Annotated in this window: 21 protein-coding genes; 15 read left to right on the top strand and 6 right to left on the bottom strand. The window is 37.5% G+C overall.

The annotated features are described in order from the left end of the window. Positions 1-163 precede the first annotated feature (163 nt). From RUH95_RS12645 to RUH95_RS12630, 4 genes are all read left to right on the top strand, one after another. A complete protein-coding gene (locus tag RUH95_RS12645) occupies positions 164-1,051 on the top strand; it encodes an Ig-like domain-containing protein (RefSeq protein WP_313893243.1) in 888 nt (295 codons plus the stop codon). Positions 1,052-1,319: 268 nt separating this feature from the next. Next, on the top strand, positions 1,320-2,381 hold the full coding sequence (locus tag RUH95_RS12640; protein ID WP_313893237.1) for an S-layer homology domain-containing protein: 1,062 nt from the start codon (positions 1,320-1,322) through the stop codon (positions 2,379-2,381). A gap of 163 nt (positions 2,382-2,544) precedes the next feature. Next, a complete protein-coding gene (locus tag RUH95_RS12635) occupies positions 2,545-3,051 on the top strand; it encodes a ferritin (RefSeq protein WP_313893236.1) in 507 nt (168 codons plus the stop codon). A gap of 177 nt (positions 3,052-3,228) precedes the next feature. Continuing rightward, a complete protein-coding gene (locus RUH95_RS12630) occupies positions 3,229-4,035 on the top strand; it encodes an MBL fold metallo-hydrolase (RefSeq protein WP_313893235.1) in 807 nt (268 codons plus the stop codon). A gap of 60 nt (positions 4,036-4,095) precedes the next feature. Here RUH95_RS12630 and RUH95_RS12625 read toward each other — a convergent pair whose 3' ends face one another. The 3 genes from RUH95_RS12625 to RUH95_RS12615 form a co-directional block, all read right to left on the bottom strand. Then, positions 4,096-4,542, bottom strand: coding sequence for a GNAT family N-acetyltransferase (locus RUH95_RS12625; protein ID WP_313893234.1), 447 nt, complete (start codon positions 4,540-4,542; stop codon positions 4,096-4,098). Positions 4,543-4,791: 249 nt separating this feature from the next. After that, positions 4,792-5,535 (bottom strand): class I SAM-dependent methyltransferase, encoded by a 744-nt coding sequence (locus RUH95_RS12620; protein WP_313893233.1) that lies wholly within the window; start codon positions 5,533-5,535, stop codon positions 4,792-4,794. Positions 5,536-5,614: 79 nt separating this feature from the next. Then, positions 5,615-6,226: a sterol desaturase family protein gene (locus RUH95_RS12615; RefSeq protein WP_313893232.1), complete on the bottom strand. Its 612-nt coding sequence runs from the start codon at positions 6,224-6,226 to the stop codon at positions 5,615-5,617. A gap of 179 nt (positions 6,227-6,405) precedes the next feature. On the opposite strand from RUH95_RS12615, the gene RUH95_RS12610 reads away from it, so the two are divergent. From RUH95_RS12610 to RUH95_RS12570, 9 genes are all read left to right on the top strand, one after another. Continuing rightward, positions 6,406-7,245, top strand: a complete 840-nt coding sequence (locus RUH95_RS12610; protein ID WP_313893231.1) for an ABC transporter permease — start codon at positions 6,406-6,408, stop codon at positions 7,243-7,245. Then, positions 7,224-8,015, top strand: coding sequence for an ABC transporter ATP-binding protein (locus tag RUH95_RS12605; RefSeq protein ID WP_313893230.1), 792 nt, complete (start codon positions 7,224-7,226; stop codon positions 8,013-8,015). Before RUH95_RS12610 ends, RUH95_RS12605 begins: the two co-directional genes overlap by 22 nt. 40 nt (positions 8,016-8,055) lie before the next feature. Beyond that, positions 8,056-9,069, top strand: coding sequence for an ABC transporter substrate-binding protein (locus tag RUH95_RS12600; RefSeq protein ID WP_313893229.1), 1,014 nt, complete (start codon positions 8,056-8,058; stop codon positions 9,067-9,069). A 115-nt stretch (positions 9,070-9,184) separates the two neighbouring features. Next, positions 9,185-10,648, top strand: coding sequence for an ATP-binding protein (locus RUH95_RS12595; RefSeq protein WP_313893228.1), 1,464 nt, complete (start codon positions 9,185-9,187; stop codon positions 10,646-10,648). A 20-nt stretch (positions 10,649-10,668) separates the two neighbouring features. After that, a complete protein-coding gene (locus RUH95_RS12590) occupies positions 10,669-11,343 on the top strand; it encodes a response regulator (RefSeq protein WP_313893227.1) in 675 nt (224 codons plus the stop codon). Positions 11,344-11,376: 33 nt separating this feature from the next. Beyond that, positions 11,377-12,774 (top strand): sulfatase family protein, encoded by a 1,398-nt coding sequence (locus tag RUH95_RS12585; RefSeq protein WP_313893226.1) that lies wholly within the window; start codon positions 11,377-11,379, stop codon positions 12,772-12,774. Between the two features lie 840 nt (positions 12,775-13,614). After that, positions 13,615-14,208, top strand: a complete 594-nt coding sequence (locus tag RUH95_RS12580) for a chromate transporter (protein ID WP_313893225.1) — start codon at positions 13,615-13,617, stop codon at positions 14,206-14,208. Between the two features lie 10 nt (positions 14,209-14,218). Next, positions 14,219-14,758, top strand: a complete 540-nt coding sequence (locus RUH95_RS12575) for a chromate transporter (RefSeq protein WP_313893224.1) — start codon at positions 14,219-14,221, stop codon at positions 14,756-14,758. 25 nt (positions 14,759-14,783) lie between these two features. Then, positions 14,784-15,752 (top strand): formylglycine-generating enzyme family protein, encoded by a 969-nt coding sequence (locus RUH95_RS12570; protein WP_313893223.1) that lies wholly within the window; start codon positions 14,784-14,786, stop codon positions 15,750-15,752. A gap of 802 nt (positions 15,753-16,554) precedes the next feature. Here RUH95_RS12570 and RUH95_RS12565 read toward each other — a convergent pair. Continuing rightward, positions 16,555-16,773 (bottom strand): methyl-accepting chemotaxis protein, encoded by a 219-nt coding sequence (locus RUH95_RS12565; RefSeq protein ID WP_313893242.1) that lies wholly within the window; start codon positions 16,771-16,773, stop codon positions 16,555-16,557. A gap of 98 nt (positions 16,774-16,871) precedes the next feature. Further along, positions 16,872-18,062, bottom strand: a complete 1,191-nt coding sequence (locus tag RUH95_RS12560; protein WP_313893222.1) for a class I SAM-dependent rRNA methyltransferase — start codon at positions 18,060-18,062, stop codon at positions 16,872-16,874. Between the two features lie 135 nt (positions 18,063-18,197). Here RUH95_RS12560 and RUH95_RS12555 point away from each other — a divergent pair, with 135 nt between their 5' ends. After that, positions 18,198-18,431, top strand: coding sequence for a hypothetical protein (locus RUH95_RS12555; protein WP_313893221.1), 234 nt, complete (start codon positions 18,198-18,200; stop codon positions 18,429-18,431). Between the two features lie 59 nt (positions 18,432-18,490). Then, complete coding sequence (gene recQ, locus RUH95_RS12550; RefSeq protein WP_313893220.1) at positions 18,491-20,257, top strand: DNA helicase RecQ; 1,767 nt, start codon at positions 18,491-18,493, stop codon at positions 20,255-20,257. Here the strand turns inward: recQ and RUH95_RS12545 are convergent. Continuing rightward, entirely contained in the window at positions 20,242-20,463 is a 222-nt protein-coding gene (locus tag RUH95_RS12545) for a DUF2187 family protein (RefSeq protein ID WP_313893219.1), read from the bottom strand. The genes recQ and RUH95_RS12545 overlap by 16 nt on opposite strands. Between the last annotated feature and the right edge of the window lies 1 nt (position 20,464).

The raw sequence follows: 20,464 nt of genomic DNA, 5'->3' as shown, positions 1-20,464 counted from the left end.
CGTTTGGACTTGCATGGTAACATGCGAGAAGGAGAAAACTAGCAGGAGCGAAGGAGCCCAGTCAGTGATATTCAGTATCGCTGATGGCACGCCGTGTGCGATGAAAGTCGCTTGCACGGTGTAGGCCTGATCGAAAGCCAAAAAGGTATAAGACAGGAATAGCATTATTCCTACAGAATCGGCTACACTAATTGCACAAAATACTATGATTGCAGCGGATGGTTTATCATCAACAAAAATCAAGGTATTAGTGTTCGAAGATGGATTAATCCAAAAAATAACTGGTGGTGATGTGATCACTTTAACCACAACTGCGGGTAGCTTAGGTACCGTGACAGATAATGGAGATGGGACGTACACAGCAGAGTTAACCTCTTCTATGATAGAGGAAACTGCTGTCATTTCCGGTACATTAAATGGAAACAGTATTGTGTTAACCGCTAGTGTTTCATTTGGAGTCGCTCGACTATCTACTTTTACGACGACATTGCCTCTGAACGAGCAGTTTGATCCAGCCGTTACCTCCTATACGGCAAGCGTTGCAAATGCTGTGGATTCCTTTAAGGTAAATCCAGGAACAGTATCGGGAGAGCGGGTCAAACTAACGAGAATCATAGATGGATGGGGTTATACCTTAACGGCAAATAATGAATCGGCTGGGATTACGATTTATAATGAAGGTCCGAACGACTTTACTTTTACCGTTGAAGGAGCATTCCAACGACCAACAGTATATACGGTCACTATCGATCGTCAAAGAAGTGCTAAACTGACCGATATGAAAACAACAGTACCAAATTTTGCGTTTGACCCAAACAAAGTAAATTACAGTGCAGTGTTGTTTAATAATACCACTACGCTTACCCCGACGTTTGAAGTAGGTACGACGGTAAAAGTGAGCATCAATGGATCTGCTTTATCTCCCATCCACTCTGGGGATCCCGTGACAGTCCCAATTTCTGGCGGGGGAAAAGAAGAAATCGTACTGTTCCATGTCACTGAGAGTGGGAAAGCAGAAAGACAATACTCCTATCGAATCATAGGGAAGTAACCACGCGAGTGATTTTATTTGGATTTTTTTCTAAGAAAGTAGAACTGAGTATAAAATATGCGTAGCAGATTTGGTAGCAGATTTGGTAGGAGGCTTTTTAGAAATATTTTAAAGCTAAGAAGAAAGCAATCAATCGAAAGTTATTATTTCAGTATAGTTATTGGGAAAAAATTGTTTTATATCTAAAAAGTGTTATAAAAGTATTTACAAAATAAAAATATAGTGATATTTTTAGTTGATTATAGTACTAAAGGAAGAGAGGGAATTTATGAAAAGTTTTATTGTAAAAATAACATTATTTCTGAGCTTGGTTGTATTATGTCTTTCGTTTAAAACTGTGGAAACGTTTGCAGCTACCGATTTTACTGGTGATCCGGGGGATATCCAAGAACTAATAAGCAGAGGGATTATTGACGAATCGTTTATACCGGATGGATCCATAACTCGTGGTGAATTGGCGGCATTTTTAGTAAGATCGTTTATTAGTGATGCAAGTTCTAGTTCTGGTTTTGATAATTCGCTTGGGGGTATTTTTGGATATTTCGATAGTGTGCATTCTGAATTTTTAGTAGGATCGTTTATTAGTGATGCAAGTTCTTTAGGTGGCTACTCACCAGACACTGTTGTAAACAGAGAAGAACTGGCTACTGTAGTTGTTAGTGCATTAGGATTTAATGCAACTGGTTCGGGAGAGCAACTTCCTTTTAACGATAGTGATACTATTTCTTCATGGGCAAGAGATTATGTGGGTTATGCAGTAGCGAATGGATTAATGAGTGGTGATCCATCAAATAATTTCAATCCGCAAAACCCAGTAACTGGACTAGAAGTTGTGCAAACTACTTTGAATACGATAGAACATGCTGAAGCTTTAGGGATTATTCTACCTCCAGTTCCTGTTTCAGATCCTGAACCAGAGTTAGAGAAGGAAGAAAGTTCAGTAACGAAAATAAAGAAAGCAATTGGGCAAATTGTAATTGAAGATATAGTGGAAGGGCCAAATGAAGGTGCAGGCAAAATTATTTTTACAGATAGTGGTATTACAATTGAAGATTTGCTGGGTGCAATCGTGGCATTAGATAATTCAAAACAAATTTATGAATTTTTGAGAAATGGTGATATATGGACAGATTTTACTGTGAATATTGATCCAATAACAGATAGATTGGTGGTAACAGCTGAAAACGGTGTAAATAAACATACTTACTCTTTTGAGTTACCAGAGAACCCAAATAACCCACCCGTTGATCAAGAGCCTGAACAGGTTCAACAACCACAAAATCTAGCAGAACAAGCACCATCTACAGATGAAGTAGTAATTCCTGAATAATATCGTAATAAGTTGCTAACCCCACATTTTTTTATGTGGGGTTTTCATTGGTGTAAAAATAGTGAACAACCTTGATTGCATTAAAAATGCCCTTAGTTGTATACTTAGATAGACAGGTGGATTTGCACCTTCAATACATATTCATATAGGGAGGAATTTTGCGATGTTATCTGAAAAATTACATGAAGCATTGAACGACCAAATGAACTTTGAGTTTTATTCTGCACATGCGTATCTTGCAATGGCTTCGTATTGCACAGCGGAAACGTACGACGGTTTTGCTAATTTCTTTTTGGTACAAGCAGAAGAAGAGCGTTACCATGCGATGAAATTTTATAACTTTTTGAGTGACTTAGGATATAGAGCAACAATTGACGGTTTCGACCGCCCTAGTAATGAATTTTCTTCCGTTTTAGAAGCATTTGAAACTGCGTTATCGCATGAAAAAGAAGTGACACGTCGCATTTATCACCTATCTGATATCGCCTTAGATGAGCGTGAGCATGCAACAATGGCATTTTTAAAATGGTTTATCGACGAGCAAGTAGAAGAAGAATCGACTTTTGATACGCTTATCAATAAAATCAAACGAATCGAAAGCGATTCAAATGCAATCTTTATGCTAGATTCTGATTTAGCAACTCGAACATTCACACCGGACGAAGCATAATCGAATAATAAATAGAAAAATACGGAACCTTCAAGAAGATGAGTAAGTCTTCTTGGAGGTTTTTAGCTTTTCAGTGTTGTAATAAAAACAACTTTTTGATGACGGAAAATTCATATTATTATAACGTTTATGATTCCTTTTATGGTATATTTTAAGTTGATGAAAGGAGATGGCGATATGTTGTTGAAGAAGAGATCCAACTTTGGAGAAAGACATGGGGTATCTTATTTGAATGGCGAAGTTAAATTTCAAGGTGTGTCATTAAATGTGTACAGTTATTTAATAGACGGTGTCTTAATTGACACTGGATCGCGATCCTTACATAAGTACTTTGAATCATTTATTGATGAAGCAGATTTTGATCAAGTGATGCTGACTCATTTTCATGAAGATCACACTGGATGCGCCGCTTATATTGAAAAAACGAAAAAACTTCCAATTTATTTGAATGAAAAAACGATTGAGTATTGCACGCAACGTGCTGATTATCCTCTATATCGGCAACTTTTTTGGGGGAGAAGAAAGCCATTTCATGCTAAATCTATGCCTGAAACATTTACATCGAGAAGTGCGACATGGGATGTAATTGATACCCCTGGTCATGCGCATGATCATAAAGCCTTTTTAAATCGAGATACTGGTCAATTATTTACGGGGGACTTACTAGTAAGTGAACGGACAAAAGTCATATTAGCAGAAGAGAGTATTCCTACAATTATTCACTCATTAGAACGGGTTCTCACGTATGACTTTGAGGATGTTTTTTGCAGCCATAAAGGATTTGTAGAAGATGGTCGTTTGGCACTCGAACGAAAATTAGCCAATTTGCTATCCGTCCAACTTAATGTATTAGCTTTACAAAATGTAGGAGATTCAGCTGAAGTAATCCGCAATAAGCTATTTCCGCAGAAATACCCGATTACAAAATTCTCAGGTGGTGAATGGGATTCCATCCACATCGTCACGTCGATTATGAAGGAATAACTTTTCTTTAGAATCAAAATAAAAGTACCTTACCAAAGTAAATAAGGTACTTTTAGATTCCTAACTTTCGTTAAGACTAGCGACCATAATACAATTCAATTCTGTAAAGCCCATCTTTGCATATATTTCTTTGGCAAAATTGGATGAGTATACATTTAAGCGCACTTCATCATGCCCAAGACTTTTTAAGAATGCCATGCCCTCATCCAATAATTGTTTAGAAAGTCCTTTTCCTCTATGTTCGTGCAGCGCATGCAAATCATAAATAAATCCATGCTTCTTATCTGTGAAATAATCCGTGTTTTCTCCTACTAGTATCCATCCTAAAATAGCACCTTCTTCATCTTTTTCCACTAAATAAAGTCCACCATTTGCTAAAATAGATTGAAACATTTGGATTGCTTTTTCCTTTTTAATACTACCTCTTATTTGTGCACCTTCCATTGTCGACTCAACAGCCCTAGAAAGAATAAATTCCAGGTCACTTTCAGTAGCTCTTTCTATCATTCATATCCCACCATATATATTATTTTCACTTTAATACTATTCTGCAAAACTTATCCCCAATCCTTTTTTAGATTGGAAACAGGTTGAATATCATGAAGAATCGATCGATCTATACAGATAATCGATCAATCGCAACGGGGCTGTCAAATAAGTCCCTTTTACAATAAAATTACTATAATTTGGAAATAAAGAAACGCTGTTTAATCAACGTTTCGGCATAAAAATCTCTTTTGTGACAGCACCGAGGTTTTATTTTTTCACTTTGATCCGATAAGATAGACACTCGTTCAGTGAAGCATGCTTTTGATAAGTCTGTTCGTCAAAATCAAATGCTCCACTTGGAAAAATGCCTGTTATTATTAGCCCGACTTGCTGGCATAATAAACTAATTTCATCTATTGTGTAACAGCGCAAAGATTGAGTGACAATGTTATTTGGTTTCTCAGTATGCCACCAATGATCCAACATCCTTTTAGACTGAAAATCATATTCATATTTTCTCTCAGCTTGACCAAAACGCATACTTTGCCCGTTTGCTTTTTGCCAATACAAAGGTTGGTAAATGTCGATCAATGCACAACCATCATCCTTCATCCAATTAGCAATGCGCTTCAATAGCAGAAGCTGATCCTCGTCATCCCCGACCCCAAAACCGTCTGTATAACTAACAACATCAAATTGTTTATCAAACTCAATCGTATAAAAGCTATCGCAATGAATATTTATGTCACTTGGTGAATGTGTTTTCGAAAATTTTACTAGACTAGGCTCTAATTCAACTGTCGTCATGTGTATTCCTAGCCTAGACATTGCTCTTGCTAAACCGCCAACACCAGCACCAGCACCTATATCTAAAGCTGTAGAAAATGAAATACCTACCTGCTCAAATATTTCATGAGCAGCATCCAGTAGTGATTCCTTCTCCCACTCTAAATCATACGTTGTTAATTCAAATTGTGTTTTATAAAAATTACTTACCCATGATTGATCCATTATTTTCATCTCCCTGTAATAGTGTTTCTACTACAGGTCAACCACTAAATTTCTAATCCCCATAAAGGTACACCTCCTCTTATATCCTATTTTCCAAATTACGTGCAGTCGGACTCTTATCTGCTTCCTTGCCTTCTTTAAAAGTTCCTAATGTTTTATCGAATGAAGTATGCGTGACGCCGAACCAGTAATTTTCGTTTTTAAAGTGATGAAGCAGATGATGCTTTTTAATATTTTTCCCTATTTTTGTGCGAGGCTGAATCGGCTTATGGGCGATATAATGCTTCCATTCATAATAAAGGAAATAAACGACTAAGCCGGTAGTAAATGCAAACGTCAAACTCATTCTTCCTGTTAGGAAGAAAACGATAAGTCCAGCAATGACAAACCCTGGAATGCTGAACCATAATGGCAAAAATAATAATTTCAAATCATCAGGATCGACATGGTGATCATAATGCAATCGTTTAATCATCTTCAGCATGAATGGATTTTTCGGAGCTTTAATGTGAAATAAAAATCGATGGATCATATATTCACTTGTGGCATACGTCAACATTCCTGCGCCCATAGCAACCCACGTCCAAAAATAAAACACATGCGGAACAGTAAAAGCAGCACAAGCCAATAAAATAATTAACATCACAGCAATGTCAGGAAAAGTCCCAAACTCCTTCAAGTATTTCCTCATTTGTCATCATACCCCTTTTAAAAATATTATATGACCATAATTCAGAATATTCAATATAAAATAAAGTGCTCAGCACATCCCAATGTAAACCCTTACAAAAAGGTATTAAGAAAATTCATACTATTTTGAACTGTTTTTTGGTGATAACATTTGAATTATTAAATAAGTGAATGAATTGGGTGATTAAAATAGAAGCGAATGCAGCGTTAAAAAAAACGGATACAAAAACAAAAACGAGAAAAATTAAGGCATCTAGCTGGGTAGAGATGGTTCCTAGTAAACTGTGGGTAGTTATATCCTTACTAGTTGCAATTTTATTTTGGACTATTTTATCGGTAATTCCAAATACATCTAGAAGCTTTCCGAATATCTTTCTAGTTTCGGAGTCTGTTATAACAATGCTACAACGTGGTGTTTTTTGGAAAGATATTGCAAGTAGTCTGACGTCAGTCGTGGCTGGATTTTTAATTGGATTTGTGATTTCACTTCCAGTAGCTGTGTTGATGGCATGGTACCGTCCAATTCGATTTATTATTGAGCCTTGGATTCAATTTGTACGAAATATCCCTCCATTAGCTTATGTTCCATTAGTTGTTATTTCGGCAGGTGTTGGGAGAACTCCACAGATTATCGTTATAACTATTGCTACATTTTTAACAATGTCTATTACGATTTATCATGGTGTACGGAATATAGATCCGACATTGGTTAAAGCGGCTAGAGTACTTGGTGCGAAGGACAAGGATATTTTCATGAAGGTTATTGTTCCAGCTTCATTACCTTTTATTATGACTGCGATTCGACTTGGTACAGCTGTGGGCTTAACTTCTTTGATTGCGGCAGAATCTACTGGAGCTTCTGCGGGGCTTGGAATGCGGATACGAGCTTTAAATAACACCTTTGAATCGGCCCCAATGCTTTTATACATTATAGTCATTGGTATTGTTGGGTTAATATTTGAACGCTTGGTGAAGCTGCTAGAAAGGAGGTTTACAGGATGGCAGGAGAAAAGAGAGTAGTGAAATTAAAGATTGATAATGTGCGCAAAACTTATAATTCCCGAAATGGTGAAGTTGTTGCTTTAAATGGAGTAAGTCTTGATATTTTTGAAAATGAATTCGTTACAGTCGTTGGACCATCTGGATGTGGAAAGTCTACTTTATTAAATATCATTGCTGGATTAGAAAAAACAACATCTGGAAAAGTCTTCTGTGATGATCATGAAATCAAGGATACAGGAACGGAAAGAGGAGTTGTTTTTCAACAGTATGCTCTTTTCCCGTGGTTGACGGTAAAGGGAAATGTGAAGTTTGGTTTAAATATACAAGGCATGAAAGCGGAAGAAGCAGAGCGGATTGCGATGAAATACATTAAAATGGTAGACTTGGAGGACTTTTCAGACTCTTACCCGAAGGAATTATCTGGTGGGATGAAGCAACGTGTTGCTATAGCAAGAGCCTATGCGGCAAATCCAAGCGTATTATTAATGGATGAACCATTTGGAGCTCTGGATGCTCAAACAAGAACTCAGCTTCAAGAAGAACTTCTGCATACATGGGAAAAAGAGAAAAAAACATGCTTTTTTATCACGCATGATGTAGATGAAGCGATCATTTTAGGTCAACGAGTTATTATTATGAGCGCAAGACCAGGGAGAATAAAAGAAATAGTAGATATAAATATTCCTTATCCTCGTAGTCAGGAAACGAAAATTACTCCTGAGTTTTTAGAGGCAAAGAATTATATATGGAGTCAGGTTTACAAAGAGTATCTTGAAGTTAGGAAATAGGAAAGACATCTTATACCAGTATACAAAGGGAGGAACAACGATGAAGAAGTTATTTAGTTTCATGGTTATCGCACTAATTGGATTAATGTTGGTTGGCTGCTCGGATGATGGGGGAACTGGTGAGGCTGCTAAAGGTGAAGAAACAACGAAAGTAAAAGTAGCGTATATGCCGAACTATGCAAGTTTAAACACGGTAGTCGCTGGTATAAAAACAGGTACTTTCAAGGATGAAGGAATTGAAGTCGAACTAGTTGAGTTCGCAGATGGGCCAACAATCATTGCTGCGTTAGAATCAGGAAGCATTGACGTAGGATATATCGGACCTGGTGCGCACGTACTACCTATTCAAGGGGAAGCGGAAATCTTTGCATTTTCACAATTAGGAAATGCGGATGAAGTTATTGGAAGTGCGAAAAAAGGTGTTGGGAATATAGAAGATTTAAAAGGAAAGACAATTGCAGTAGCAACAGGTACTTCAAGTGAAACGATTCTAGATTTAACGCTTGCAGAGGCAGGTTTAACGAAAGATGATGTAACACTGATGAATATGGATGCATCTGCTATCGTGACAGCTATGATTTCAGGTAGCGTCGATGCAGTAGCAACATGGTCTCCAAATACAAATGCTATTAAAAATGAAATGGGCGATGATGCAGTAATGCTATCAAACAACGCTCGATATGCTGATCAATTCCCATCTATCGCATCATGGTTAGTAAAACCGGGATATGCTGAGAAAAATGAGGACGTTTTATTAAGATTTACAAAAGGTTTATTCAAAGCAATGGATTACAGAGTAGACAACTTAGGTGAAGTAGCTAAGTGGGTTGCAGAAGAAATTGCTGTAGATCCAGATTCTGTATTACAACAAACTGGTGATGGTGATTGGATTACTACGAAACAATTAATGACATTGATCGAAGATGGCACGTTAGAAGGTTACTATAAAAAACAACAAGAGAATTTTGTTGATGCGGGAAGATTAACAAAAGAAGAAATGAGACCAGTAGAAGAATACGTATTATTTGATGTGATGAAAAACGCCGCAAAATAGAAGCATATATTTATTAACTCAATTAAGTTAGAATTATCTTAATAAATAAAATATAAGGGCTATCTCTTTTTTGAAAGGGATAGACCTCTTGTATATTGAACGGGTGATTTTCTATATGCTTATTATTCTGATGCTATTTCTTTTTTTGTCTTCGATTTTAGTGTTAATTCTCAAACGAAATAAAGAAACCTTTTACATTTTTGGAATGTGTATGAGTCTAGCAATCATGTTTTCAGGTGTTTTACTGTATATAGCTAAGAAAGGCGGCATAAGCAGAGAAACGCAAGAATTTCTTTTCTTTAACTTAGAAATAAAATCGAAGATTCAATACTTCCTTATAACCGTCTACGAGATGGGTTACATAATTGCAATTGGCAGATACATGTTTCCAATGTTTTTACTTTTTTTAGCTTTACATTTTTCAATGATTCCATGGCTACAAAGAAACTATTGGCTGAAAAGGTTTACATTTTTAATGCCAGTTCTTTCACTTATTATTTATTATCCAAGTGTTTTTCTTTATTTAACGAATATACACGAAGGGTTTCAGCAGATTATTGCCATAGGGACTATGGGATGGATTATTTTATATACGATTCTTTCCATTTTCTTATTAGTATACGAAGCTTATTCTATTGAAATGGAGTTTTTTAGAAGGAAGTTTATCTTAATCGTATCCTTCATCCTTTCGTTAATTTTGTTCTATTTTCTATATTTTGGTCAGGACCCTGCTCAGGTGTATCAATTTTATGCCTCGAAAACGGGAATCTATTATATGAACACTGTTTTATCCATTCGGACGTATATTTTTATCGTGTTTATTAATGTGATTTTTGCAGTCATTGGGTTTACGGGCTTGTTAAAGTACACAAATGATATCGTCCAATCGAGTAGAGAGGAAGTTATTATACAGAGGAAGTTTGATGCAATTAGTACTGGTACATCTGTGTTTGTGCACAGTATAAAAAATCAGTTACTCGCAAACCGTGTTATTTTCAAGAGAATTAACAGTAATTTGGATGATATCGAAAAGGTGAAGGAATATACCGATGCATTGTCTAAGCAAAATGAAAATATTCTAATGCGCATCGAAGAACTGTATCGATCTGTGAAAACAAGCGCTGTCCATTTAATTCCACTTCGTTTGAGTGAAGTGACGGAAAGTGCAATGGAACGATTTCACCAAAAGTACCCAGACAAAACTGTGCATGTAGAGCTAATAAGCAAATGCAATGTATTGGCAGATAAAAATCATTTGAGTGAAGCTATCTATAATCTTTTGACGAATGCGCAAGAGGCGATCAATGACCTTCCGAATCATGAAGGGATGGTTATTTTGAGCTGCTACAACGTTAGGCAATATACGGTGATAGAAGTGAAGGACAATGGCATAGGCATTAGCAAGGAAGATGTGAAAAAAATTTGTGAGCCATTTTTTACGAAAAAGAATTCTAATTATAATTGGGGCATGGGATTACACTATGTACGTACGATAGCGAGGGAACATTTTGGAAGTCTCCGATATGAAAGTGAAAAGGATAATGGGAGTACATTCTATTTATTACTTCCGAAATTTTAAGTGTAAAGAAGTGAATATATATGAGTGAATGTATCAAAATTATGATTGCGGAAGATTTTCATTTGCTATTAGAAGACTTGTCAGAATTAATCAATGCCCAAACCGATATGCAAGTTGTTGCAACTGCAACGACCGGAAGGGAAATGGTTGAGCTTGCAAAGAGTGTAGACCACGATATTATTTTAATGGATATTGAAATGGAAAACACAACTGCTGGCATAGTGGCTACAGAACTAATTAGAGATTGGGATAAAGATAAGAAAATTATTTATTTAACAGCACATGAAACAGACGAATTTATACTGACGGCCATGGGAACGGGTGCAGTTGACTACATGGTGAAAGGTATAGCAGAGGAAGAAATATTAAATCATATAAGAAGTGCCCACAAAGGACATCCGCTACTAGAAGGGAAAATCCAGCAGATTGTTTTGCAGGAGTACACACGATTGCAGCAATCGGAGAGAGGGCTTTTATTTTTTATCCAAAATATCTCGAATCTTACGATGACGGAAAGAGAGTTAATCGGTTATTTAGTACAAGGGATGAAAATAAGGGAAATTGCTTTGGAAAGAAGTGTAGAAGTAGTCACGATTAAATCTCAAGTCAGTACATTGCTAAAGAAGTTTGGTGCTTCGAGAACGAAGGAAGTAGTAAAAAAAATAAATGATTTGAAGCTTACGCACTTATTTTAGTGCTTCTAACATAATTAGGGAGTGAAATTATTAATGGAAAAGAGCAATCAACCAAATATTATTTTTATAATGAGTGATGATCATGCTGCACATGCGATGAGTTGTTATGGAAGTAGAATCAATGAAACGCCTAATTTGGACAGAATTGCAGATGAAGGAATGCGTTTTGATAATTGTTTTTGTACGAATTCCATTTGTGCACCAAGTAGAGCCACTATAATAACTGGACTTTATAATCATAAAAATGGAGTCAAAACACTTGGTGATAATTTTGATAGCCGTCAGCCGACTGTTCAAAAAATTCTTGGCGAAAATGGCTATCAGACTGCACTTATTGGGAAATGGCATTTAGGACATGGAGGCAATCATGATCCTGCTGATTTTGACTACTGGAACATTTTTCCTGGTCAAGGAATTTACCATGATCCAGTAATGATTGAGATGGGTGTAGAGAAAACAGTTCAAGGTTATGCGACGGATTTGGTTACAGATATGTCGATTGAATGGATGGATAAGCGAGAAAAAGATAAACCATTCATGCTAATGTGTCATCATAAAGCACCGCATCGTCCGTGGGATCCAGATGAAAAGCACGCTCACTTGTATGAGGATGTAGATATCCCAGAACCATTAACATTCCATGATGATTATTCGGGTAAATCCTCTGCTGCGAAAGAAGCTAAAATGAGAATTGATCGGGATTTGGTTACTCGCGATGTAAAAGCAGAGCCGCCGACAGGTTTAACTCCTAAGGAGCTAAAAAGCTGGTACTATCAGCGTTATATAAAGGACTATTTAAGATGTATTGCATCCATTGATGATAATGTAGGTCGACTGTTAGATTACTTAGATTCAGAGGGGCTTACAGAAAATACGATTGTAGTCTATACATCAGACCAAGGATTTTTCCTAGGAGATCATGGTTGGTATGATAAGCGATTTATGTATGAAGAGTCACTTAGAATGCCATTTATTATTCGTTATCCGCGGGCCATTAAAGCTGGAACCGATACGAGAGATTTTGCAATGAATGTCGATTTTGCAGAAACGTTTCTTGATTATGCTGGAATTGAAATTCCGGAATTTATGCAAGGGGTAAGTTTACGACCAGTTTTAGAAGGGCGCACACCAGACGATTGGCAGACATCGATGTATTATCGCTATTGGGAGCATTTAAGTGTAGAGCATCAAGTAGGAGCTCATTATGGATTGCGAACGCACGAATACAAGCTGATCTATTATTACGGAGAAGCGTTAGGTTGTGCAGATGCTATAGAAGATTCAAGAACTCCTGAATGGGAACTTTTCGATTTGGTGAAAGATCCTTACGAGATGAATAATGTATATCATGATCCTAGTTATGCAGCAACACTTGAGGCGTTAAAAGAGGAATTATATAGCTATAAAGAGCGAGTTGGCGATACGGAATAAATTATTATTGAGTGGATTCCGATACAAGCGGACGCTTTCCGCGGGCATGGCTTCAATCTCCTCGTCGCTGCGAAAACATATGCTCCTGCGGTTACTCGTCGCAAAGACACGGGCCAAATAAAGTTCGACCAGTGTCTTTCCTGCGGGGCTTTCAGCTCATGCACCTGCCGCTTCGCTTTCGGTGTAAAATCCAACTGCTATTCCCGCTGGAGTCACCACTTTTTACTACATCTATCTAGTTTAGGATAATGTCGTCTTGTTCTTTCTAAACTAGTACTTTTACGAAGTACTTTCTTCTCTGTTTAGTAGGCAGCAAGCGGTGCATGAAATCTTTTGAGAAAGAGAATAATTTGTCATTCAATCATTCTTGTTAGAAGTGTAAAGACCATTTTCATATCCAGCAAATACTTTTTGTATTTCTACACAATGGATTGACATGTAGAAGTGATTCTTTCTAAAAATCTACAAGAAGCCGCCAAAATTGCATCTTTGGCTGCCTTGAGAGGAAATAGAAAGTACTTGCTTCTCCTATTGCTAAAAGTGTTTAACTACTTAGTACTGAAGCTTTCGGCGAACGGAAGGCGAACATTTGCCATAAGATGAACGACTAAAAAGCTTGTTGGAAGAGGCGTAGCCACTTCCAATAAGCTTAATATTTCTCCGTTCATCGTATAGCTTAGTGTGAAGCCTGGAGTGAGTCAAAGACTGTGTTGCTAATGAATTTTTTCCTTTAAAGGTCTGTTCATTTTTTTGAAATTAAGAAGCCAATTGCATTGTTGAAAGGCATTCTTGATTTACGTAATGGATGCTTAAGGGAGGGAGGACAAGTGATGATAATTCATGACCACAGATTGGAAATTGATTATTCAAATTTTCTTTTCCTTCTTAAAAATTAGCCCTGTAACATTTGGTGGTGGGTATGCGATGATCCCGATGATTGAACGAGAAGTGGTCAGCAAAAAAGGTTGGATTACTACTAAAGAGGTAACGGAGATTTTTGCAATTGCTCAATCTGTACCAGGTGCAATTGCGCTTAACTCAGCCATATTTATAGGATATAGACTTGCTGGTTTTAGAGGTGCAATAGCCGCATTAATCGGTGTATTGTTGCCAACGTTTTGGATTGTCGTGTTATTAAGTATTGTATTTTTTCTTGTTAAGAATAATCCTTACATAGAAGCAGCTTTTATAGGAATACGAGCGTCTGTTGTGGCCATTATTGCATATGCTGCTTACAAGGTTGGTTTAACTTCTTTATATGATAAAGCAACTTGGGTGATTGCTGTATTGTCTGTCGTTATTTTATACGTTCTTCCAATACATCCGGTATTCGTCATTCTAGGTGGGATTATTACAGGACTTGGGGTTGTTCGTCTTAGAAATTACCTTGGAATTTTTACGAAATTAGACAAGGAATCGGAGCGGATGGACTAGGAGGAATTATATGGAATTAGTGGAGTTGTTTTTGACTTTTTTAATGGTTGGTTTCGTTTCCTTCGGTGGTGGCTACGCGATGATTCCAGTGATTGAAGCAGAGGTAACAGCTCATGGTTGGATGACTACGCAGCAGTTCACAGATGTGGTTGCCGTTGCTGGAATGTCTCCTGGTCCAATAGCGACTAATTGTGCCATTTTTGTTGGCTACCATACTGCAGAGTTACCTGGTGCTATCGCTTCTGCGCTAGGTATGGTTTTTCCGTCTTTACTTATTATTTTAATCATCGCTAAGTTCTTTTTCCGATTCAATAACAATAAATATGTGAAATCTGCATTTTATGGATTGCGGCCTATTATTACGGGGCTTATCGCTTATTCTGCGATACAATTTGCCATTTCAAACGATGTAATTGGGGATCTTTCCTGGCATACATTTAGTCTAGTCGCCATCTTTGGCTTATCTTTATTTGCACTCATTCGACTGCATGTACACCCAATACTGGTCATTATATTATCAGGTATTTGTGGGGTTATATTGTATAGTTAATCGATTTATTGGGGGGATGGAAATAATGGAGAAGGAAGTCATTCAGCAATCTTCTTGTTGTTCCGTGAAAAGATCTAATCTACTGGAACGGAACGAGGAGTATAGCAAGCAAGAAACAATTCAAATAGCGAAGGAAGTAAAATTCAAAGAAAAAATGATTTACTTATCAGGTGGAGATTTTTTCATGGGTACAAACGACAGAGAAGGATCTCCGACGGATGGCGAGGGACCTGCTCGAAAAGTTACTGTGGACCCTTTTTACATAGATAGTCATACTGTAACGAATGCTGAGTTTCAGCAATTTGTTCAGGAAACAGGTTATCAAACGGAAGCAGAAAAGTTTGGATGGTCATTTGTCTTTTATCAATTCATCTCAAAGGAGATGCACAAACACCTTCAGAAAGTACCCGGGACCCCGTGGTGGCTTGTTGTAGAAGGTGCAAATTGGTATAAGCCAGAGGGACCTGGATCTACGATTGAGAATCGATTGGATCATCCAGTTATTCAGGTTTCTTGGAACGACGCAATGGCTTTTTGTGAATGGGCGGGCAAGCGATTGCCGACTGAAGCGGAATGGGAATTTGCAGCGCGTGGGGGATTGGAGCAGAAAAAATATGCTTGGGGCGATGAATTAAATCCGAATGGCAAGCATTACTGCAATATTTGGCAAGGGTCATTTCCGTATGAAAACACAGAAGAAGACGGCTATCACGGAACGGCACCAGCACAGTCTTTTCCACCGAATGGATATGGTCTTTATAATGTGGCGGGGAATGTATGGGAATGGTGTTCGGATTGGTTCACGAGTCATCCAGAACGACTAATTGACTCTGCAAGTATCCATAGCCAAACTCCAAAATCAATGCGTGGGGGCTCTTATTTGTGTCACCATTCTTATTGTAATCGGTATAGGGTGGCTGCAAGAAGCTCGAACACAATGGATAGTGCTACAGGGAATATTGGATTTAGATGTGTGAGTGATGTTGAAAGATAGATTTGTCATATAATGACGGATAAGAAAAACCAGGAAAAATGATGCCCGGACACCATCTTAGTGACCCAGTTTCTCGCTCACTCTAGGCACGCATTGGGCTATACGATGAACCGAAAATTTAAAAAGCTTGTTGGTCATCGTATGGCAAATGTTCACTTTTCGCTCGCCAAAAACTTCCGTGCCAAGTTGTTAAATACTTTTGACAATAGAAGAAGCAAGTGACATTCTATACTCTTTGTACGTTTTTAGAAAGAGACACTTCTCCACTTTTACATAAAGTGGAGAAGTAGATAAAAAATTTACTTCGTAGGAAAATTGATGGTCTATTTCTAACTAGAAGTGCGAATGAACTTTTTTTCTCTTCCTCTTTCATGAAAGTGATTAAGTAGAAAGAGCATGAATACATTCCCATAAGCAGTATGGATGTAGTGAAAAGCGGCGAGCTGAAAGCCCCGCAGGAAAGAAGCTAGCCAAACTTTATTTGACCAGCTTCTTTGCGACGAGTAACCGCAGGAGCATATGTTTTCTTTCAGCGACGAGCAGATTGAAGCCGTGCCCGCGGAAAGCGTCCGCTTGAAGCGGAATCCACTGTATTTTATTAAATCGTAAACTCCTTCACTTGGTCTTTCTAACTGATTGCCATTTCATTTAGAGAGTTTGCCGTTCCAACTGTTTCTTCAATGGAAGCTAATAGTTCTTCCATTGAAGCAGCGATATTTTGCGTATGAGATGATGTCTCTTCTAAAGATTGAACCGTTTCATTAGTAGAAGCTAGTATCTCTTCAGAGCCAACAGATATCTCTTAAATTGTTGCAGAGACTGACTGATTTTTTTCTGTAATTTGAGAAATACGATTCAAAATAGTCGTAAATGATTTACCTGCTTCGTGCGCGATTTCGGATTCTCTCTCCACATCTTCGACTACTTGCGTCATAGCAGAAACAGAATTTTGAGAGTCATTTTGAATTTCTTTCATAAGTGTACTAATTTGGTTCGCAGAAGATGTAGACTGCTCCGCAATTTACGTAGTCAATAGACTATAAAACGACACAAATAGGCCTTTTATGAATTTATTAAACTCACAAAAGGCCTATGAATTTGGATGTTTGAAGTGCGGGACTATTTAACCCGCACAAACAACACTTTTAAGTAATTTCCTTCTTTAAAAAGAGGAGAGGTTTTAAAATCGCTAGGAAGAGAAAACTCTTCTTCGATTACGAACTTACGATTACTTTCAGCAAATGCTTTTTCAACAAAGCTTTTGAATTTTTTCATTCCGAAAGTAGCATTGTTTGTAGAAGCGACGATTACTCCATTTTTTTCGGTAATCGCAAGTGCATCTTTTAACAAGTTTGTGTAATCCTTTGCAGAGCTAAATGTATATTTTTTCGATCGCGCAAAGCTTGGTGGATCTAAAATAACGACATCAAAAGCGAGTTCTTTTCGTTTGGCATACTTGAAATAATCAAACACGTCCATCACGATAATGTCTTGTTTTTCTACGTCGATTTCGTTCACTTCAAATTGCTCCGTCGTTTTGCTTAAGCTTCGTTTCGCTAAATCTACACTCGTCGTTTTCGTTGCCCCACCTGCAGCAGCGAAAATAGAAAAAGCGCCTGTATACGAAAATGTGTTTAGTACAGTTTTCCCAGCAGAATAAGTATCACGAATTGCTTTACGAACGTCACGCTGATCTAAGAACACACCAACCATTGCGCCATCATTCAAGTAAATGGAAAAGTTTTGTCCATTTTCTTTTACGATAAGTGGAAATTCTCCGCGATCACCTTTGACAAAATCATCGTCTTCCAAGTACTGCCCCTTCGTATCGAATCGCTTCTTCTCATAAATTCCTTTATATGAAGCAGATGCTTCAAGAGCCTCTAAAATCATCTCTTTAAACGAATAAACCCCTTCACTATACCAGCTGATTAAATAGAAACCATCGAAATAATCAATTGTTAACCCACCAATTCCGTCTCCTTCTCCGTTGAAAACGCGAAAAGCAGTTGTATCACTACTATTAAAATATTCCGCACGATGGGTAATCGCAGCCGCAATTTTCTTTTGAAAAAATTTCACATCAATTAATTCGTTTTCATTTTTTGTTAGGAGCCAGCCAACGCCTTTATTTTGTTTGCCAACATAACCTTTTCCGATAAATTTATTAGCAGAGTTTCGCAATTTTAGAATAGAACCCTCTTGAAGAGATTCCGTTTCATGAAACCCATCCTTTAATAAAATCGGTACACCTTTTTGTATATCGTGTGCAAGTGCATCCATTATTTTTACATCTATTTCATTTCGCATGATTGTCATCCTCAAGTTCGTTTTTATTTATTATTACATATAGAACGATTTTAAAAAAGTAACGTCTTCTAAGAAGAGCAATACTCCTTCCTGTGGTACAATATACATAGAAAAAGTTTGGGAAGGAAGTTCATTGTGAAAAAGTCGAAAGTCGTTGTGCCGATTATGATTATTTCTGCCGTACTGGCAACATTTATTTTAAACCAAAATGATTATACTGAAGTAACTATCATAAATAAAGTATTCATCATTGCTGGAGCTTCCATTCTGTCATCTGTTATAGGGTATTTTTTACTTGGTGCAGATGTAGACAAAGTGGATCCAAAACCAGCGAATAGCAAACCTAACAAGAAGGAAAGCGGAAAATAATCTGTTTTCCTTTTTTTCTTATGTTATATGTTAATCTTAGTAGGATAGGAGTGACCGGGATGCTTGAAAATGCACGACAATTATTACAACAATATTTTGGATACGATTCCTTTCGTGAAGGCCAAGAAACAATCATTAATTTTGTATTAGAAAATAAATCGAGTCTTTGTGTAATGCCAACAGGTGGGGGTAAATCAGTCTGTTATCAAATTCCATCGCTGCTACTAGACGGCACAACGATTGTTATTTCTCCGCTTATTTCTCTTATGAAAGACCAAGTAGATGCATTAAAAGAAGCGGGAATACCAGCGACTTTTATTAATAGTACCTTAACTGCTGAAGAAGTAAGAGAAACGATGCAAGAAGTGATGAACGGGCATTATCGACTTCTTTATATAGCACCAGAAAGACTAGAATCACCAGGTTTTTTAAGTCAGCTACAACAATTGAAAGTTCCGCTTATTGCAGTTGATGAAGCACATTGTATTTCACAATGGGGACATGATTTTAGACCAAGCTACCGAGCAATTCATCGTTTAAAGGAATTATTTGAGGAGCAACCAGTGGTACTTGCTTTAACAGCTACTGCAACTCCCGACGTACGCGAAGATATTTGTCGATTACTGCAAATCAAAGAAGATAATACAGTTATTACAGGATTTGCTCGATCCAATTTGTCTTTCTCCGTTGTGTTAGGACAAGATAAAGACCGTCTTGTGAAAGACTTTATAAAAAAGAATGCACAAGAGGTTGGCATCATTTATGCGGCAACACGAAAAACGGTCGATCATATGTATGACATGCTTAATAAGAGTGGTGTTTCAGCAGCGAAGTATCACGCAGGACTTCCAGAAGCTTTTCGCAATAAAGAGCAGGAGCGCTTTTTAACAGATGAAGCACAGGTAATGGTTGCCACAAATGCGTTTGGTATGGGAATTGATAAATCCAATGTGCGATATGTGATTCATTATCAACTACCGAAAAATATGGAAAGCTATTATCAAGAGGCTGGTAGAGCGGGAAGGGATGGGCTCCCGAGTGAATGTATCGTGTTGTATGCATCACAAGATGTACAAACACAGCGCTTTTTAATCGATCAAGCAATGGATCGTGATAGAATTCCGCAAGAGTTGGAAAAACTACAAGGAATGGTCGATTATTGTCACACAGAAAGCTGCCTACAGCAATTCATCATTCATTATTTTGGAGAGCCAAACGGAGAGCTTTGTGGGCAATGTGGAAACTGTACCGATTCAAGAGAAGTAATGGACGTCACGAAAGAAGTACAAATGGTTTTATCATGTGTTGTACGTATGGGACAGAAATTCGGAAAAATATTAACTGCGCAAGTGCTAACAGGTTCAAAAAATAAAAAGGTAATTGATTTTGGGTTTAGCAAACTATCCACATACGGAATACTAAAAAATATGTCGACAAAAGATGTTTCTGGACTAATGGAGTTTATGATTTCAGAAGGATTACTATTAGTGAATCATGGAAGTTTACCGACAATCTATGTTTCGGATAAAGGGAAGGATGTATTGCTTGGGAAAAGACAAGTGATGCGTAAAGGAGTAGTTGCAACGAAACAAATCGCAACGAATGATCCGTTATTTGAGGATTTAAGAGTGCTTCGGAAAAAACTTGCGGACGATGCAGGTGTACCACCGTTTGTCATATTCTCTGATAAAACACTACAGGATATGTGTATAAAGCGTCCGCAAACCGAAGAAGAACTACTAGAAGTACACGGTGTAGGTGCTAATAAACAAGAAAGATATGGAGAAGCCTTTCTCGCAGAGATTCTTCGTTACAGTACTGTATAATTTTTATGTGAAACAACAGTTAAATTAGATGGTGAATTAATCTTTTTAGCATCATCTGATGATATTTCGACAATAACCGATTGTTCTAAAATTTTAAAAATAGTACCTTGCACTTCGTGACTATTACGAGTAAAAGAGATCTTTTCATCAATTGTCCTTGCTGCTACGAAGGGTGAAACTTCCTTTGGTTGTCGTTGGAAACTCATG

The organism is Psychrobacillus sp., assembly GCF_032154225.1.
Classification (GTDB): domain Bacteria; phylum Bacillota; class Bacilli; order Bacillales_A; family Planococcaceae; genus Psychrobacillus.
The sequence above is the reverse complement of the archived record's forward strand: the minus strand, read 5'-3'. Positions and strand labels throughout refer to the sequence as shown.

What these genes read in the sequence shown, in the direction of transcription:
- RUH95_RS12640 (WP_313893237.1), top strand. Translation starts at nt 1,320, where the DNA reads ATGAAAAGTTTTATTGTAAAAATAACATTATTTCTGAGCTTGGTTGTA.
- RUH95_RS12635 (WP_313893236.1), top strand. Translation starts at nt 2,545, where the DNA reads ATGTTATCTGAAAAATTACATGAAGCATTGAACGACCAAATGAACTTT.
- RUH95_RS12630 (WP_313893235.1), top strand. Translation starts at nt 3,229, where the DNA reads ATGTTGTTGAAGAAGAGATCCAACTTTGGAGAAAGACATGGGGTATCT.
- RUH95_RS12625 (WP_313893234.1), bottom strand. Translation starts at nt 4,542, where the DNA reads ATGATAGAAAGAGCTACTGAAAGTGACCTGGAATTTATTCTTTCTAGG.
- RUH95_RS12620 (WP_313893233.1), bottom strand. Translation starts at nt 5,535, where the DNA reads ATGGATCAATCATGGGTAAGTAATTTTTATAAAACACAATTTGAATTA.
- RUH95_RS12615 (WP_313893232.1), bottom strand. Translation starts at nt 6,226, where the DNA reads ATGAGGAAATACTTGAAGGAGTTTGGGACTTTTCCTGACATTGCTGTG.
- RUH95_RS12605 (WP_313893230.1), top strand. Translation starts at nt 7,224, where the DNA reads ATGGCAGGAGAAAAGAGAGTAGTGAAATTAAAGATTGATAATGTGCGC.
- RUH95_RS12600 (WP_313893229.1), top strand. Translation starts at nt 8,056, where the DNA reads ATGAAGAAGTTATTTAGTTTCATGGTTATCGCACTAATTGGATTAATG.
- RUH95_RS12595 (WP_313893228.1), top strand. Translation starts at nt 9,185, where the DNA reads ATGCTTATTATTCTGATGCTATTTCTTTTTTTGTCTTCGATTTTAGTG.
- RUH95_RS12590 (WP_313893227.1), top strand. Translation starts at nt 10,669, where the DNA reads ATGAGTGAATGTATCAAAATTATGATTGCGGAAGATTTTCATTTGCTA.
- RUH95_RS12585 (WP_313893226.1), top strand. Translation starts at nt 11,377, where the DNA reads ATGGAAAAGAGCAATCAACCAAATATTATTTTTATAATGAGTGATGAT.
- RUH95_RS12580 (WP_313893225.1), top strand. Translation starts at nt 13,615, where the DNA reads ATGACCACAGATTGGAAATTGATTATTCAAATTTTCTTTTCCTTCTTA.
- RUH95_RS12575 (WP_313893224.1), top strand. Translation starts at nt 14,219, where the DNA reads ATGGAATTAGTGGAGTTGTTTTTGACTTTTTTAATGGTTGGTTTCGTT.
- RUH95_RS12570 (WP_313893223.1), top strand. Translation starts at nt 14,784, where the DNA reads ATGGAGAAGGAAGTCATTCAGCAATCTTCTTGTTGTTCCGTGAAAAGA.
- RUH95_RS12560 (WP_313893222.1), bottom strand. Translation starts at nt 18,062, where the DNA reads ATGCGAAATGAAATAGATGTAAAAATAATGGATGCACTTGCACACGAT.
- recQ (WP_313893220.1), top strand. Translation starts at nt 18,491, where the DNA reads ATGCTTGAAAATGCACGACAATTATTACAACAATATTTTGGATACGAT.
- RUH95_RS12545 (WP_313893219.1), bottom strand. Translation starts at nt 20,463, where the DNA reads ATGAGTTTCCAACGACAACCAAAGGAAGTTTCACCCTTCGTAGCAGCA.